The organism is Thermomonas alba (genome assembly GCF_022419205.1).
GTDB classification, from domain to species: Bacteria; Pseudomonadota; Gammaproteobacteria; order Xanthomonadales; family Xanthomonadaceae; genus Thermomonas; species Thermomonas alba.
Window position 1 is genome coordinate 70995 of the sequence record NZ_JAJOZU010000004.1, and the last position, 15964, is coordinate 86958.

At 69.7% G+C, this 15964-nt stretch carries 17 protein-coding genes; 3 read left to right on the forward strand and 14 right to left on the reverse strand.

The window, feature by feature from the left end; genetic code table 11:
- Positions 1–233 precede the first annotated feature (233 nt).
- The 4 genes from ML342_RS07215 to surE are packed head-to-tail and all read right to left on the reverse strand — an operon-like array spanning position 234 to position 3122.
- Positions 234–1043 carry a peptidoglycan DD-metalloendopeptidase family protein gene (locus ML342_RS07215; protein WP_240126628.1) on the reverse strand — a complete coding sequence of 270 codons (810 nt, stop codon included), beginning with the start codon at positions 1041–1043 and terminating at the stop codon, positions 234–236.
- Complete coding sequence (locus tag ML342_RS07220; protein ID WP_240126372.1) at positions 1043–1657, reverse strand: YqaA family protein; 615 nt, start codon at positions 1655–1657, stop codon at positions 1043–1045. Before ML342_RS07220 ends, ML342_RS07215 begins: the two co-directional genes overlap by 1 nt.
- The gene (locus ML342_RS07225) at positions 1657–2337 is read right to left on the reverse strand and encodes a protein-L-isoaspartate(D-aspartate) O-methyltransferase (protein ID WP_240126373.1); all 681 of its coding nucleotides are present in this window, start codon (positions 2335–2337) and stop codon (positions 1657–1659) included. Before ML342_RS07225 ends, ML342_RS07220 begins: the two co-directional genes overlap by 1 nt.
- Positions 2334–3122 carry a 5'/3'-nucleotidase SurE gene (gene surE, locus ML342_RS07230; RefSeq protein ID WP_240126374.1) on the reverse strand — a complete coding sequence of 263 codons (789 nt, stop codon included), beginning with the start codon at positions 3120–3122 and terminating at the stop codon, positions 2334–2336. Before surE ends, ML342_RS07225 begins: the two co-directional genes overlap by 4 nt.
- Positions 3123–3194: 72 nt before the next feature.
- Between surE and ML342_RS07235 the strand changes: the two genes are divergently transcribed.
- On the forward strand, positions 3195–3749 hold the full coding sequence (locus tag ML342_RS07235; protein WP_240126375.1) for a Smr/MutS family protein: 555 nt from the start codon (positions 3195–3197) through the stop codon (positions 3747–3749).
- A gap of 45 nt (positions 3750–3794) precedes the next feature.
- Here the strand turns inward: ML342_RS07235 and truD are convergent, their stop codons facing one another.
- The 8 genes from truD to ML342_RS07275 form a co-directional block, all read right to left on the reverse strand.
- Positions 3795–4865: a tRNA pseudouridine(13) synthase TruD gene (gene truD / locus ML342_RS07240; RefSeq protein ID WP_338064997.1), complete on the reverse strand. Its 1071-nt coding sequence runs from the start codon at positions 4863–4865 to the stop codon at positions 3795–3797.
- On the reverse strand, positions 4862–5344 hold the full coding sequence (gene ispF, locus ML342_RS07245; RefSeq protein ID WP_439655179.1) for a 2-C-methyl-D-erythritol 2,4-cyclodiphosphate synthase: 483 nt from the start codon (positions 5342–5344) through the stop codon (positions 4862–4864). The genes truD and ispF overlap by 4 nt, the downstream gene beginning before the upstream one ends.
- Positions 5344–6030, reverse strand: coding sequence for a 2-C-methyl-D-erythritol 4-phosphate cytidylyltransferase (ispD, locus tag ML342_RS07250; protein ID WP_240126376.1), 687 nt, complete (start codon positions 6028–6030; stop codon positions 5344–5346). Before ispD ends, ispF begins: the two co-directional genes overlap by 1 nt.
- Complete coding sequence (gene ftsB / locus ML342_RS07255) at positions 6027–6362, reverse strand: cell division protein FtsB (RefSeq protein ID WP_240126377.1); 336 nt, start codon at positions 6360–6362, stop codon at positions 6027–6029. The genes ispD and ftsB overlap by 4 nt, the downstream gene beginning before the upstream one ends.
- 18 nt (positions 6363–6380) lie before the next feature.
- Positions 6381–7673, reverse strand: a complete 1293-nt coding sequence (eno, locus tag ML342_RS07260; RefSeq protein WP_240126378.1) for a phosphopyruvate hydratase — start codon at positions 7671–7673, stop codon at positions 6381–6383.
- Between the two features lie 36 nt (positions 7674–7709).
- Entirely contained in the window at positions 7710–8543 is an 834-nt protein-coding gene (gene kdsA, locus ML342_RS07265) for a 3-deoxy-8-phosphooctulonate synthase (protein ID WP_240126379.1), read from the reverse strand.
- Between the two features lie 8 nt (positions 8544–8551).
- Positions 8552–10219, reverse strand: coding sequence for a CTP synthase (pyrG, locus tag ML342_RS07270; protein WP_240126380.1), 1668 nt, complete (start codon positions 10217–10219; stop codon positions 8552–8554).
- Positions 10220–10351: 132 nt separating this feature from the next.
- Positions 10352–11539, reverse strand: coding sequence for a glucokinase (locus ML342_RS07275; protein ID WP_338064998.1), 1188 nt, complete (start codon positions 11537–11539; stop codon positions 10352–10354).
- Here ML342_RS07275 and parE point away from each other — a divergent pair.
- A complete protein-coding gene (gene parE / locus ML342_RS07280) occupies positions 11538–13427 on the forward strand; it encodes a DNA topoisomerase IV subunit B (protein ID WP_240126382.1) in 1890 nt (629 codons plus the stop codon). The genes ML342_RS07275 and parE overlap by 2 nt on opposite strands.
- A gap of 16 nt (positions 13428–13443) precedes the next feature.
- Here the strand turns inward: parE and ML342_RS07285 are convergent, their stop codons facing one another.
- Complete coding sequence (locus ML342_RS07285) at positions 13444–14706, reverse strand: NAD(P)/FAD-dependent oxidoreductase (protein ID WP_240126383.1); 1263 nt, start codon at positions 14704–14706, stop codon at positions 13444–13446.
- Between the two features lie 47 nt (positions 14707–14753).
- Entirely contained in the window at positions 14754–15236 is a 483-nt protein-coding gene (locus tag ML342_RS07290; protein WP_240126384.1) for an FKBP-type peptidyl-prolyl cis-trans isomerase, read from the reverse strand.
- A gap of 58 nt (positions 15237–15294) precedes the next feature.
- On the opposite strand from ML342_RS07290, the gene ML342_RS07295 reads away from it, so the two are divergent.
- Complete coding sequence (locus ML342_RS07295) at positions 15295–15861, forward strand: C40 family peptidase (RefSeq protein WP_439655180.1); 567 nt, start codon at positions 15295–15297, stop codon at positions 15859–15861.
- Positions 15862–15964 lie beyond the last annotated feature (103 nt).

The window sequence follows — 15964 nt, forward strand, 5'->3', positions numbered from 1 at the left end:
CTGCGCGCCTGCGCGCGCCCGCTGCGTATTCGCAGCGGGCGGGGGATCCGCTGCGACATCAACGCGATTGCTCCCCTCACCGGCGGGGCAGGTATTGCAGCGGATCGACCGGCTTGCCGTTGTGGTGGGCAAGCAGGCGCGCTTGCAGTCCGCAGGACTGCGCGCCTGCGCGCGCCCGCTGCGTATTCGCAGCGGGCGGGGGATCCGCTGCGACATCAACGCGATTGCTCCCCTCACCGGCGGGGCAGGTATTGCAGCGGATCGACCGGCTTGCCGTTGTAGCGGATCTCGAAGTGCAGCATGTCGCGGGTCGCGCCACTGCGGCCCATCTCCGCGATCTGCTGGCCGGCCTTGACCAGCGCACCCTCGTTGACCAGGCGCGCGCGGTTGTGACCATAGGCCGACAGCCACTGGTCGTTGTGCTTGACGATGATCAGCTCGCCATAGCCGACCAGCCCAGAGCCGGAATACACCACGACCCCATCGGCGGCGGCCCGCACCGGCTGTCCGGCCTTGCCGGCGATGTCCACGCCCTGGCGGGTGGGATCTCCCGCGGCATAGGTGGAAACCACCTCACCATCGGCGGGCCATTGCCAGGTCAGGCGGCTGGCCTCAGACGGCGCCGATCCGGGCGTCGGCGCCGCCCCCGGGCGCGGCGCAGGCGCCGGCGGCGCCCCTTCCTGGGCGGAGGAGCGCGGCGGCGACGCGCTGGCAGGCGCACGCCCGTCGCGCGGATACAGTCGCAGGCGCTGGCCGGGATAGATGGTGTAGGGCGGCGGGATGTCGTTCCACAGCGCCAGGTCCAGCGGGGTGATGCCGTTTTCGGTAGCGATCCGGTACACCGTCTGTCCGCGCTGCACCACCACCGTCGCCCCGTACTTGGGCTGGGATACCCGCACCGCCGGCGCGGCGGGCGCACCGACCGTGCGGCCGGGCGCGGCATCGCGCGGCGGCTTGACCACCCGGGTATGGCTGCAGGCGGGCAGCAGCGCTGCCACCGATACCATCACTGCAGACAGGCGAAACGTGGACATGCGCATCATCATGCCGCATGCCCGCGCAGCAGCAACCACCCGGCCAGCGCCGCCAGCAGCACCAGCGCCGCCCAGCCGATGTGCTCGATCCAGCGATGCAAGGCGCGCTCGGCGCGCTCGCCGCCGAGCCGGATCACCAGCGCCAGCAGGTACACGCGCTTGCCGCGCCCGACCAGCATCGCGGCCAGGAACGGCAGCAGCGGCACCCCGACCACGCCGCTGGCCCAGGTGAAGATCTTCAGCGGAATCGGGGTGAACCCGGCCAGCACCAACAGCCAGAACGCCTGCCACGGCGAGTGCGCGACGATCGCGCGCAGGTCCTCCACCTGGGCATCGATCCGCTCCAGCCAGCCCAGAGTGGCCAGCGCCGGCTTCACCAGCTCATAGGCGTAGTGGCCCAGCAGATAGCCCACCACCGCCCCCAGCAGCGAGCCCAGCAGGCTGATCCCCGCGAAGCGGAACGCATGCCGCGGCTGCGCCAGGCACATCGGCGCCAGCATCACCTCGGGCATCACCGGGAACACGATGGCCTCGACGAAGCTGAGCCCACCCAGCAGCGCGGGTGCCTTCGAGTGCCGTGACCAGGCCAGCGTGCGCTGGTACAGGGGGCCGAATAGGCGCATCAGTCGATCATCCCCGACAGCAGCGGCACGAATACCACCGCGCCGAGATCCTCTTGCGTGATCGCCCCATCGGCGTCCTTGCACAGGCGGAGCAAAGTCTGTGCGCCAGCCGTGCCGACCGGAGCCACCAGCACGCCGCCGGGGGCCAGCTGCTCCAGCAGCGCCTCCACCAGCGCGGGACCGGCAGCGGTGACGAGAATGGCGTCGAACGGGGCCTGCTCCGGCCAGCCGAGCCGGCCATCGTCGTGCTTGCTGCGCACGTGCAGGCCAAGCGCGCGGAAACGCTTGCGCGCCGCGCGCAGCAGGTCGCCGATCCGCTCGACGGTGAACACCTCCAGCCCCAGCGCCGCCAGCACCGCCGCCTGGTAGCCCGAGCCAGTGCCGATCTCCAGCACCCGCCGCGGGCTGCCATCGCGCAGCAGGGCCGCGGTCATCTTCGCCACCACATAGGGCTGCGAGATGGTCTGCCCGTGCCCGATCGGCAGCGCGTTGTTCTCATACGCGCGGCTGGCCAGCGCCTCGTCCACGAACCGATGCCGCGGCACACTGCGGATGGCTTCGAGCACGCGCTCGTCGGCAATCCCCGCGGCGCGCAGATCCTCGATCAGCCGGTCGCGCACGCGCTGCCCGGTGAGGCCGACCCCCAGATCATCCGGCTGCAGGCGCAGACGGGCGATCATGCGCTCACCTCCAGCGCGGCGGACAGCCCATCCACCCAGCTGGCCACCTGCTCCAGCGCCTGGTAGCGGGTCAGATCGACATGCAAAGGCGTGATCGAGATAAAGCTGCCGCGCACGGCGTGGAAATCGGTCCCGGGCCCGGCGTCCTGCTCGTCGCCCGCAGCGCCGACCCACCACCACTGGCGGCCGCGCGGATCCTGCTGCGGCGTGCACGTCTCGGCGCGGTGACGGTGTCCCAAGCGGCTAGTCGCAAAGCCGCGGATACGCTCCCACGGCAAATCGGGCACATTGACGTTGAGGATGGTGGACGCCGGCAGCGGGTCGCGGCGCAGGCGCGCGACGATCTCCACCGCGGCGCGCGCCGCGCTGGCGTAATGCCGGCCCTGATGATCTTCGGTCACCAGCGAGACCGCCACCGACGGCAACCCCAGGAACCGCCCTTCCATCGCTGCCGCCACGGTGCCGGAATAAATCACGTCGTCACCCAGGTTGGCAGTATTGTTGATGCCGGACACCACCATGTCCGGCTGCAGACCCAGCGCCTCCAGCATGCCGGTGACCGCCACGTGCACGCAGTCGGTGGGCGTGCCATACACCTTCCAGGTGGCTGCATCCAGACGCACTACCCGAATCGGCGCATCCAGGGTCAACGAGTTGCTGGCGCCACTGCGATCCCGATCGGGCGCCACCACCACGACGTCGTGCCCGGCTTCGCGCAGGGCGCCCGCCAGTGCGTGGATCCCCGGCGCATCGACGCCGTCATCATTACTGACCAGGATCCGCATTTACGGCAAGGACATGATGTGCATGCGCGGATGATACCGGATGCCCATTCGACTTCGCGGTACCCTTGCAGCATGCGCAAGGCTCCGCCCGCTCCGGTTCCCGAGGACGATGCCGACCTGTTCCGCGCCGCGATCGGCGCCGATCGCGGCCGGGTGCGCCCGCTGCCGCCGACCCCGCCACCGCCGGCGCCCCCCAAGCCCAAGCCCACGGCTCGGATGGCCCGCCGCGACGAGGACGATGCGCGGCAGGCGTTCCGCCAGCTGCTGGTGTCGGCGCTGGAGGCCGGCGACCCGCTGGCCTATCGCCGCGAGGACGTGCCGCCGCGGGTGCTGAAGACGCTGGCGCGCGGCGGCTATGCAGCGCAGGAGGAACTGGACCTGCACGGCCTGCCCGCGCGCGCGGCGGAAGACCTGCTGCGCGCCTTCCTGCGCGACTGCCGCACGCATGGCGTGGCCTGCGTCCGCATCATCCACGGCAAGGGCCGCAACTCGGAGGAACGCTTGCCAGTGCTGAAGAACCTGGTGGACCGCCTGCTGCGCCAGCGCGGCGACGTGCTCGCCTTCCACTCCCCGCCGGCCGCGCAGGGCGGCACCGGCGCGGTGCTGGTGCTGCTGGAAAAGCACTGAAGCCGCCCCTACCCTCGCTCGCGACGAAGGCGCGGGGCGTGCGGCTCATTGCGACGGCGCGGCCGCATCCACGATCGCGCCCAGCTCGCGCAGCACGGTCGTCGCGTAACCGCCGGGCGGCAGCGCGAAACGCAGTTCCAGCGCGTCCTGCGCGATCCACTCCCAGCCCAGCTGCTGCGGACGCAGGCGCAGGGCGCGGCGCTCCTGCGCCAGGCCCGCCTCTTCCAGCCCGCGCCGCAGGCGGGCGGCGGTCTCGCCTTCCAGCGCGGCCAGCTCCAGTTCGCGGGCAGCACCCGCGCTGCGCAGCTCGCCCGCGCCCCACAGCGGGCCGCTGGGGTGAATGTCGAACGCGTCCAGCCGCGCCTGCAGCTCGGGCGTGAACGGTTCCGGCCCGAACACGCTGCGACGGCCGTCCAGCAGCCACACCTCGCCCTCCAGCGGGCAATCCCAGCAGTCCTGCGCGACCCGCGCCGCCAGCACCCGGTTGAACAGTTCCGAACGCGCCGCCGACAGCAGCAGCGCGCGCTCCTCGCGCCTGACCCGGCGCCCGGAAAACATCGCCAGCGCCTGCGCCACGTTGCCGCCGCCGTGCCCGAAGCGCTGCTCGCCGACGTAGTTGGGCAGCCCGCGCGCGGCCAGCGCCTGCAACCGTGCTTCGATCGCCGCGCGCTCACCTGCGACCTGGCGCAAGACCAGCACGAAGCGGTTGCCGGCCAACGCGCCGCGCGGCAGCTTGCGCGCGTGCCAGGCATGCTCCAGCACGCGCAGGTCGTCGGCCTCGAGCGCGGCCAGGTCCGGCGCCTGCTTCTTCGGCAGCCACACGCTGAAGCGCTGGCGAGTGACGGCGTGGCGATCCTTCATCCCGGCGTAGCCCACCGCTGACTGCGCCACGCCCGCCCACTGCGCGATCCGGCGCGCGGCGAACGCAGTGTTCATGCCGCGCTTTTCGACTGTCAGCAGCAGGTGCTCGCCGGCTCCGCTGGGCGCGAACCCGGGCAGCTCCTCCACGAAGAAGTCCGCGGCCGTGCTGCGCATGCGCGCGGCGAGCACCGGCGCGCCATGCGCGCGCGGCAGCGGATCGCGCGGAGCCTCCTCCGGCAGTCCGGCATCGCTCACGCGCGCACCAGCAGGCAGACCGCCTGCGCGGCGATGCCTTCACCGCGCCCGGTGAAACCGAGCTTTTCGCTGGTGGTGGCTTTCACGCTGACAGCCTCGATGCCGATGCCGAGGTCGGCGGCGATCACCTCGCGCATCGCCTGTACATGCGGGCCGACCCTGGGCGCCTCGCAGATCACGGTGAGGTCGCAGTTGCCGACCCGCCAGCCGCGCGCGCGCAGCAGCGCATCGCAGTGGCGGAGAAAGGTGCGGCTGTCGGCATCCTTCCAGCGCACATCGGACGGCGGGAAATGCTGCCCGATGTCGCCCAGCGCCAGCGCGCCGAGCATGGCGTCGCACAGGGCGTGCAGGGCGACATCGCCATCGGAATGCGCGAGTACGCCGCGCTCGTGCGGGATGCGCACGCCGCCCAGCATCACGTGGTCGCCCTCGCCGAAGGCATGCACGTCGAAACCCTGGCCAATGCGGATGTCGGTCATCAGCGGTTCTCCAGCAGGAAGGCCATCAGCGCCAAATCCGCAGGCGTGGTGACCTTCAGGTTGTCCTCGCGCCCCTCCACCAGCATCGGATGCAGACCCAGGCGCTCGACCGCCATCGCCTCATCGGTAGCGATCACGCCATCCGCGCGCGCCGCCAGCAAGGCGCGCCGCAGCAGGTCGCGGCGAAACGCCTGCGGGGTCAGCGCGCGCCACAGGCGCTCGCGCGGCTCGCTGCCCGCGATCCGGCCATCATCGCGGGCGCGCTTGAGGGTGTCACGCACCGGCGCGGCGAGGATGGCGCCATCCGCGCAGGCCTGGGCGGCGGCGATCAGCCTGCCGATGTCATCCGCGCACAGGTTGGGACGCGCGGCATCGTGCACCAGCAGCAAGGCATCTTCGGCCACCCCGGGCGGCAACGCCTGCAGCGCGGCCAGCACCGAGTCGGCGCGCTCGCCGCCGCCGGTGCAGGCGACGACGGGCTTGCCGTGCAATGCGGTCCAGCCGGGCCAGTAGGGATCATCCTCGGCCAGCGCGACCACCACGCCATCGATCGCTGGATGCGCCAGCAGCGCGTTCAGCGCATGCGCGATCAGCGGCTTGCCGGCCACCTGCAGATATTGCTTGGGCACCTCGCCACCGAAGCGGCGGCCGCGCCCAGCGGCCGGCACCAGCGCCCAGCAGGTCATCGCGACGACCCGGCGTCATCCGCCGACGGCGCAGCCGGAGCGGCAGCCGGTGTGCGATCGATCACCCGGTAGAAGGTCTCCCCGGGTTTGACCATGCCCAGCTCGGCGCGCGCGCGCTCCTCCACCGCCTCGCCGCTGCTCTTGAGATCGGCCACTTCCGCCGCCAACGCGTCGTTACGCGCCTTGAGCCGTGCGTTCTCGGCCGCCTGCGCAGCCACCTGCGCCTTGAGCGCGGCCAGATCGCGCTGGCCGCCGCTGCCGTACCACAGCTTGTACTGCAGCGCCGCCAGCAGCAGCGTCAGGCCCAGCAGCAGCCAGCGCACGGACTTCACCGCCGCCTCATCCGGGTCTCAGCGTTTCAGCGACACGAACGCGTCGCGTCCGGCGTAGCGGGCCGCACCGCCGAGCTGCTCCTCGATCCGCAGCAGCTGGTTGTATTTGGCCACGCGGTCGCTGCGGCACAGCGAGCCGGTCTTGATCTGGGTGGCGGTGGTCGCCACCGCGATATCGGCAATGGTGGTGTCCTCGGTCTCGCCGGAGCGGTGCGAGACGATCGCCGCGTATCGCGCCGCATCCGCCATCGCGATGGCCTCCAGGGTCTCGCTGAGGGTACCGATCTGGTTGACCTTGATGAGGATGGCATTGGCCACGCCGCGGCCGATGCCCTCCTTGAAGATGCGCGGATTGGTCACGAACAGGTCGTCGCCAACCAGCTGCACCTTGTCGCCAAGGCGGTCGGTCAGCAGCTTCCAGCCCTCCCAATCGTCCTCGGCCATGCCGTCTTCGATGGTAATGATCGGGTACTGGCGCACCCAGCCCTCGAAGAACTCCACCATCTGCTCGGCCGACAGGCGCTTGCCCTCCGCGGTCAGGTGGTATTTACCGTTCTCGAAGAACTCGCTGGCGGCGGCGTCCAGACCCAGCACGATGTCCTCGCCGGCCTTGTAGCCGGCCTTGCCGATCGCCTCGAGGATGGTTTCCAGCGCTTCCTCGTTGCTGCGCAGGTCGGGCGCGAAGCCGCCCTCGTCACCGACCGCGGTGGACAGCCCACGGCTTTTCAGCACGGCTTTGAGCGCGTGGAACACCTCGTCGCCGGCACGCAGCGCCTCGGAGAAACGATCGAAGCCGACCGGCAGGATCATGAACTCCTGCAGGTCCACGTTGTTGTCGGCATGCGCGCCGCCGTTGATGATGTTCATCATCGGCACCGGCAGCACTGGCGTCGCGCCGGCCATGCCGGCCAGGTACTGCCACAGCGCCTGCCTGCGCGCGGCCGCCACCGCATGCGCGGCCGCCAGCGACACGCCCAGCAGCGCGTTCGCGCCCAAGCGCCCCTTGTTCTCGGTGGCGTCGAGGTCGATCAGGCGCCTGTCCAACCCGGCCTGATCGGCAGCATCGAACCCGGCCAGCGCGGTGGCGATGACGCCGTTGACATTGGCCACGGCCTTGCGCACCCCCTTGCCGAGATAGCGGGTCTTGTCGCCATCGCGCAGTTCGACCGCCTCTTTGCTACCGGTCGAAGCACCCGAGGGCACCGCGGCGCGGCCGAAGCTGCCGTCGGCCAGGGTCACCTCCGCCTCGAGGGTGGGGTTGCCACGGCTGTCGAGAATCTCGCGGGCGTGAATCTTGCTGATCGTGGTCATGGCGTCGAGTCGTTCAGGATGAGGCTTGACGGGGATTCAAAGGGACTGCTCCAGGAAGCCGCCGCGCTTGGTCACTGCGTCCAGCTCCAGCAGGGTTTCCAGCAGCGCTTCCATTTTGCCCAGCGGCCACGCGTTGGGGCCGTCGGACAGCGCCTTGTCGGGATCGGGATGGGTCTCCATGAACAGGCCGGACACTCCGACTGCGACCGCCGCGCGCGCCAGCACCGGCACGAACTCGCGCTGGCCGCCGGAGCGGCTGCCCTGCCCACCCGGCAGCTGCACCGAGTGGGTGGCGTCGAACACCACCGGGCAGCCGGTGTCGCGCATCACCGCGAGGCTGCGCATGTCGCTGACCAGGTTGTTGTAGCCGAAGCTGGCGCCGCGCTCGCAGACCATGATCTGGGTGTTGCCGGTGGACTTGGCTTTCTCCACCACCGGCTTCATGTCCCACGGCGAGAGGAACTGGCCCTTCTTGATGTTGACCGGCTTACCCGCCTGACAGACCTTGCGGATGAAATCGGTCTGGCGCACCAGGAATGCCGGGGTCTGCAGCACATCCACCACCGCGGCCACTTCGTCCATCGGGGTGTATTCGTGCACGTCGGTGAGCACCGGCACGCCGATCTGGCGCTTCACTTCCGCCAGCACGCGCAGGCCCTCTTCCATCCCGGGGCCGCGGAAGCTGTGCAGCGAGGTGCGGTTGGCCTTGTCGAAGCTGGATTTGAAGATGAAGTTGATTCCGAGCCTGCCGGTGATCTCCTTCAAGCGCCCCGCCACGTCGAGCTGCAGCTGCTCGCTCTCGACCACGCAGGGGCCGGCGATCAGGAACAGCGGTTGATCCAGCCCGACCTTGAAGCCGCAAAGATCCATGGAGGTGCTCACTTCTGCTGGGCCGCGCGGCGCTCGCGCGCGGCGCGGATGAAGCCGATGAACAGCGGATGCCCGCTGCGCGGGGTGGACAGGAACTCGGGATGCGCCTGGCAGGCCAGGAACCACGGATGCACGGCTTGCGGCAACTCGATCATTTCCACCAGTTGATCGTCCATCGACTTGGCCGAGATCACCAGCCCTGCCGCCTCCAGCTGGGTGCGGTAGCGGTTGTTGAACTCATAGCGATGACGGTGACGCTCGGCGACCACGTCCTTGCCGTACAGCGCGTGCGCCAGCGTCCCGGGCTTGATGCGCTGCTCCTGCAACCCCAGGCGCATGGTGCCGCCGAGGTCGGAGTCCTCGCTGCGGCGCTCCAGTTCACCACTGGCGGTGCGCCACTCGGTGATCAGGCCGATCACCGGATGCGCGGTGTTGCGGTCGTTCTCGGTGCTGTTGGCGCCGGCCAATCCCGCCTCGTGGCGGGCGATGTCCACCACCGCCGCCTGCATGCCGTAGCAAATGCCGAAATACGGCAGCCCGGTGGCACGCGCGTGCTGCGAGGTCAGCACCTTACCTTCGAACCCGCGGTCGCCGAACCCGCCCGGCACCAGCACGCCGTCCACGTCGGCCAGCAGCGCCGCCGCGCCCTCGCGCTCGACGTCGCCGGCCTCCACCCACTTCAGATTGACCCGGGTGCGCTGGCGCAGACCACCGTGCTTGAGCGCCTCGGCCACGGATTTGTAGGCGTCCTTGTGATCGACATATTTGCCGACCACCGCGATCGTCACCTCGTCGTCCGGATGCTCGGCCGCATCCACCACCGCATCCCATTCCGACAGGTCGGCCTCGCGGGCCTTGTCCTGCAGCTGCAGCTGTTCGACCACCAGCTGATCCAGCCCCTGCGCATGCAGCCAGCGTGGGATCTTGTAGATGTTGTCGAGGTCGATCGCCGAAATCACCGCCTTCTCGGGCACATTGGTGAACAGCGCGATCTTGCGCCGTTCGCCCTCCGGCAGCGGCATCTCGCTGCGGCACATCAGCACGTCCGGCTGGATGCCGATCCCGCGCAGCTCCTTCACCGAGTGCTGGGTGGGCTTGGTCTTGAGCTCGCCGGCGGCCGCGATGTAAGGCACCAGGGTCAGATGCATGAACATCGCGCGCTGCGCCCCGCGCTCGATGCGCAGCTGGCGGATGGCCTCCAGGAACGGCAACGATTCGATGTCGCCCACGGTACCGCCGATCTCCACGATGCCCACGTCGAAGCCGGCAGTGGCGGCATCGATCGCGCGTTTGATCTGGTCGGTGACATGCGGAATCACCTGCACCGTGCCGCCCAGATAGTCGCCGCGGCGCTCCTTGCGGATCACCGTTTCGTAGATCTTGCCGGTGGTGATGGAGTTGCGCCCGGACAGGCGGGTGTTGACGAAGCGCTCGTAGTGGCCGAGGTCGAGGTCGGTTTCGGCGCCGTCGTCGGTGACGTACACCTCACCGTGCTGGAACGGGCTCATGGTGCCCGGATCGACATTGAGGTAGGGATCGAGCTTCATCATCGTGACCCGCAGGCCACGGGCTTCGAGGATGGCCGCGAGCGAAGCGGCGGCGATGCCCTTGCCGAGCGAGGACACCACGCCCCCGGTGACGAACAGCAGGGGCGTATGGGAAACGGGGGACGTCATGGCGGCAGCAGGTCGCTGGAAAGGCGCATTCTAGCGGCAAGCCCGGTGCGCATGCACGCGCCAGGCCCCTGGGCGGGCCGCGCCCCTCGCACGGAACCCATTGATCGGTCTAGAAAAAACAGATCACCCGGATCAGGCATCGGGGTGCGCGGCATACCAGGCGGCGGCACCGAGCAGCCCCAGGTCGCCGTGCGCGAGCGCCTGCACCGACACCCGGCGCAGGCTCTCGGAGAGCACGCCCTTGTCGCAGAAACGGCGCATGAAGTCGCCCTCGCGCAGGTGCCGCCGCAGGTGCCCGGCGAGGCCGCCGGCCAGGCACACCGAGCGCGCGCGGAAAATCAGCGCCAGATCACCGGCGAAACTGCCCAGCCAGGCGCACAGCAGGGCCACGGCCTCGGCGGCGAGGGGGTCCTGCCCGGCGTCCGCGGCCGCGACCAGCTCCGCCGGCGTGTTCCAGCGCGGGGCCGCATCGCGCAGCGCGCACAGCGCCTGGTACAGCGTCACCAGCCCGGGGCCGGAGAACACCCGCTCGCTGGCCACGTGGCCGAAGCGCGCCTGCAGCCGGCGTACCACCTCCAGCTCCAGCGGCGTGCCCGCCGCGAGCGCAGCCTGCCCCGCCTCGCTGGGCTGCACCACGGTTCGCCCCTCCACCTCTGCCAGCAGCGCGGCGCCCAGGCCGGTTCCCGGCCCGATCAGCAGGACCGGCCGCGGCAGTCCCGTCACGTCGCCCAGCGGCTGGAACTGCGCCGGTGGCAGCTGCGGCAATGCCCACGCCAGCGCCTCGAAGTCGTTGATCAGGTATAGCTGCGCGATGCCGGCCTCGCGCCGGGTCGCGGCGAGCGAGACCGGCCACGCCAGATTGCCGTTGCGCAGATCATCGCCCTCCAGCACGCCGGCGATGGCCACCACGCCGACATCCGGGATGTCGCGCTCGCCGGCGGCCTCGGCCTCATGGCGGAAGCGCTGCAACAGCGCCGCCAGGCTGGAAAACCCTGCGCACTCGTAACGCCGGTGGAAGCCGATCCGCAAGCCATCCCCCACCCGCTCGACCAGGCCCAGCCGCGCATAGGTGCCGCCAACGTCGGCCGCTATCACCCGCATCCTTGATGCCATCGCGCCACTGCCCGCTGCCTGCCCCAATCGAACCTCCCCCGTGTCGCCGGATACCATCGCCTGACCACCATCGCCGGCCGGCCCCTGAAAGCGCCAGCATCGTCGGGATTGTAGGTCATGCCCTCTGCCCCCCGACCTTGACCCCGACCGCGCGCGCGCCCATCCTGCCGCGTCCCGCACGCGCGTCTCCACGCAGCAAAACCGCATGAACACCCGCTACAACGCCGCCGACATCGAAGTCCTCTCCGGCCTGGACCCGGTCAAGCGCCGGCCCGGCATGTACACCGACACCAGCCGCCCGAACCACCTGGCGCAGGAGGTGATCGACAACGCCGTGGACGAGGCGCTGGCCGGGCACGCGCGCAGCATCGAGGTCACGCTGCATGCCGACGGCAGCTGCGAGGTGGCCGACGACGGCCGCGGCATGCCGGTGGACCTCCACCCGGAGGAGAAGATCCCCGGCGTCGAGCTGATCCTCACCCGCCTGCACGCGGGCGGCAAGTTCAGCAACAAGAACTACACCTTCAGCGGCGGCCTGCACGGCGTGGGCGTGAGTGTGGTCAATGCGCTGTCATCGAGGGTCGATGTGTTCATCAAGCGCGACGGCAACGAATACCACATGGCGTTCGCCCACGGCGATCCGGTCTCACCGCTGAAGGTGGTCGGCAGCGTGGGCAAGCGGAATACCGGCACCCGCCTGCGTTTCTGGCCTGATCCGCAGTACTTCGACAGCCCGAAGTTCAACCTGCGCGCGCTCAAGCACCTGTTGCGCGCCAAAGCCGTGCTGTGCCCGGGGCTGACCGTCGCGCTGTTCGACGAGGCCAGCGGCGAGCGCGTGCAGTGGCATTACGAGGATGGCCTGCGCGACTACCTGCGCGGCGAGCTCGAAGGCCGCGAGCTGCTGCCGCCGGAGCTGTTCATCGGCCACCTGGCGCGCGATACCGAGGTGGTGGACTGGGCCGCGGCCTGGGTACCCGAGGGCGAACTGGTGCAGGAGAGCTACGTCAACCTGATCCCCACCGCCCAGCATGGCACCCATGTGAACGGGCTGCGCACCGGCTTCACCGAGGCGCTGCGCGAGTTCTGCGACTTCCGCAACCTGCTGCCGCGCGGCGTGAAGCTGGCGCCGGAGGACGTGTGGGATCGCATCGCCTTCGTGCTGTCGCTGAAGATGACCGACCCGCAGTTCTCCGGCCAGACCAAGGAGCGCCTGTCCTCGCGGCAGGCCGCCGGGTTCGTGGAGGGCGCCGCGCACGACGCCTTCTCGTTGTGGCTCAACCAGCACGTGGAGCTCGGGGAGAAGATCGCGCAGCTGGCGATCGAGCGCGCCAGCGCACGGCTGAAGACCGAAAAGCAGATCGTGCGCAAGAAAGTGACGCAGGGTCCTGCCCTGCCCGGCAAGCTGGCCGACTGCATCAGCCAGGACCTGTCGCGCACCGAGCTGTTCCTGGTCGAGGGTGATTCCGCCGGCGGCAGCGCCAAGCAGGCGCGTGACAAGGAGTTCCAGGCGATCCTGCCGCTACGCGGCAAGATCTTGAACACCTGGGAGGTGGCGTCCAGCCAGGTGCTGGCGTCGCAGGAAGTGCACGATCTGGCGGTGGCGATCGGTTGCGACCCCGGCAAGGATGACTTATCCGGCCTGCGCTATGGCAAGGTCATCATCCTGGCCGACGCCGATTCCGACGGACTGCACATCGCCACTCTGCTCAGCGCGCTGTTCCTGCGCCACTTCCCAGCCTTGGTGCGCGCCGGCCACGTGTTCGTGGCGATGCCGCCGCTGTTCCGGGTGGACGTGGGCAAGCAGGTGTTCTATGCGCTCGATGAGGAGGAAAAGCGCCTGCTGCTGGAGAAGATCCAGCGCGAGAAGCTCAAGGGCCCGGTCAACGTCACCCGCTTCAAGGGCCTGGGCGAGATGAACCCGCAGCAGCTGCGCGAATCCACCATGCACGCGGATACCCGCCGCCTGGTGCAGCTGACGGTGGATGACGATGCAGAGACGACGGCGCTGATGGACCTGCTGCTGGCCAAGAAACGCGCGGCGGATCGCAAGAGCTGGCTGGAGCAGAAGGGCGACCTGGCGACGCTGGAGGTGTGAGGCGCGTAATCCCGCTTCAGGCAAGCCGCGCCGGATCGAACGGGGCCGGGTCCAGGTCCGGCGCGCGGCCGGTGATCAGATCGGCCAACAGCTGGCCGCCACCGGCGCTCATGCCCACGCCCATCATGCCGTGACCGAGGTTCAGCCACAGCCCGGGGCGGCCCGGCGCGCGCCCGATCAAGGGCACGTCGTCGCGGCTCATCGGCCGCCAGCCCCACCACTTCTCCTGGACTTCCGGCCCAAACGGCTGCCGCAGAAACTCCGCGGCGCCGCGCTCCAGCGCGCCCAGGCGGCGCTCGTTCAGGCTGTCGTCGAAACCGGAGAACTCCATCGTGCTGCCCAGCCGGTAGCCGCCGCGCCAGGAGGTGACGCAGACCGAGGGTTCGATCAGCACCAGCGGGCGTTGCGGCCGCAGCGCGGGCGGCGTGTAGGTGATCGAATAGCCCTTGCCGGGCTGGATCGCGCCGCGCAGCCAGCGCAGCCCGACCGCACGCGCCAGCCGTGGCGCCCAGGCGCCGGTGGCCAGCACCACGTCGCGGGCCTGGATGCGGCCGCGGGAGGTATCCGCCAGCAGGCCGCGGCGATCGCGGGCCAAGCCACGCAGCTGGCAACGCTCGAACAGATGTCCACCGCGCAGGCGCAGCACGCGCGCCAGTTCGGACACGTAGTGGTCGGGCCGCAGCGCAGCATCGCCGCGGAAGCGAATGGCGCCAGCCACGCCGGGCTTCAGCGCCGGCTCCTGCGCCTCATAGGCGGGGCCGTCGAACACCTCGACCTCGATCCCCAATGCGCGCAGCAAGGGCAGATCGTCCAGCTCCGACTCCAGCGCACGCCGGGTGCGGAACACGTAATCCTCGCCGGATTCGTGAAACCCGCATTCCAGGCCGTAGCGCGCGATCCAGTCCGCGATGCGCTGGCGCGAATCCGCCAGCAGGGCGTACTTGGCGCGCGCGCTGGCAGCATAGTCACGCGCGTTGCAGCGGCGGGCGAAGCCGAGGAACCAGCGCAGGCGGCTGGGGGAGAGTGTGGGCTTGACGTACAGCGGCGCGTCCGGGGTGAACATCCAGCGCAGCACCCGCGCCAGCGTGCCTGGGCCGGCCAGCGGCGGCGCGTGGCTGGGGGTGATAGTGCCGCAGTTGCCGTGCGAGGCGCCGCTGCCGATCGTGCCGGCATCGATCACGGTGACCTCGCGCCCGGCTTCCACCAGCGCCAGCGCGGTGGCGAGCCCGGACACGCCTGCGCCCACCACCAGGCAATCGACCGCCGCGCCCGCCCTCATCCTCTCGTCCCCCGGTGCTTCCGCGCCGCCGCGAGGCGGGCCTGCGTTCAATGCTGGTGGCCACCCTCGCCGTGCACGTGACCATGCGCCAGCTCTTCTTCCGATGCCTCGCGCACGTCCACGATCTCGATGTCGAAATCCAGATCCTTGCCGGCCATCGGGTGATTCAGATCCACATCGACCACGCTGATGCCAACCTTCTGGATGGTGACCGCACGCGGACCGAAATTGGTGTTCAGCACCACCTGCATGCCGGGCTCCAGCTTCATGTCGCCGAAGTTCTTCTTCGGAATGCGCTGGATCAGCCCGTCCCGGCGCTCGCCATACGCATCGGCGGCAGCCACCGACGCCTTGAAGCTGTCACCGGCCTGCCGTCCTTCCATCGCCTTTTCCAGCCCCGGGATGATCTGACCGTGACCAAACAGGATCGCCAGCGGCTCACCGACCTCCTTGGAGCTCTCGATCGGCGCTTGGCCAGCCTCGGCCACGGCATAGTGGAAACGGACGACGCGATCTTTCTCGATTTTCATGGCTTTGCCTTCGGTTGGGCGCTTGAGTTGCCGGATGGATGGGGCAACACTGCGCAGGATGAGGGACCCAGCCGACTGCAACCAGCGACCGGACCGGCATTATCGTGGCTCTGCCTGGCCAGCGCCATGCCTGACCTTGCTGGCGGCGGCGCTGCTCCTGGCGGGCTGTGGCAGCACGCCGCCGCGGTCGCGCCCGGTCGCAGGGCCGATGCCCCACGCCTGGCCGGTTCTGCCGCCCGCCGATCCGGCCAAGGCCAATGCGGTTCTGATGCGCGCGATCAGCCTGGTCGGCACGCCCTACCGCTATGGCGGCAACACCCCGGAAGGCGGCTTCGACTGCAGCGGTCTGGTGGGCTACGTCTACCGCGACATGCTCGACATCCGCCTGCCGCGCACCACCCGCGAACTGGCCGCGCTGGAAGGCCCGCGCATCCCTCCGGACCAGCTCGCAGGCGGCGATCTGGTGTTTTTCGGCACCCATGGCGAGGTCAGCCATGTCGGCATTTACGTCGGCGAAGGCCGGTTCGTGCATGCCCCCAGCAGCGGCGGCACGGTGCGGCTGGATCGACTCGATGGCCCGTGGTGGCGCGACCACTACCGCGGCGCGCGCCGACTCCTGTTCTAAAAAGTGAAATACATCACGTTTCCATCATGCAAGCACCATGAATGGGGCGGGCCTCCCGTTCATATTTCGCCACCATAACGTTTTCTGAACCCTTTCACGGCCG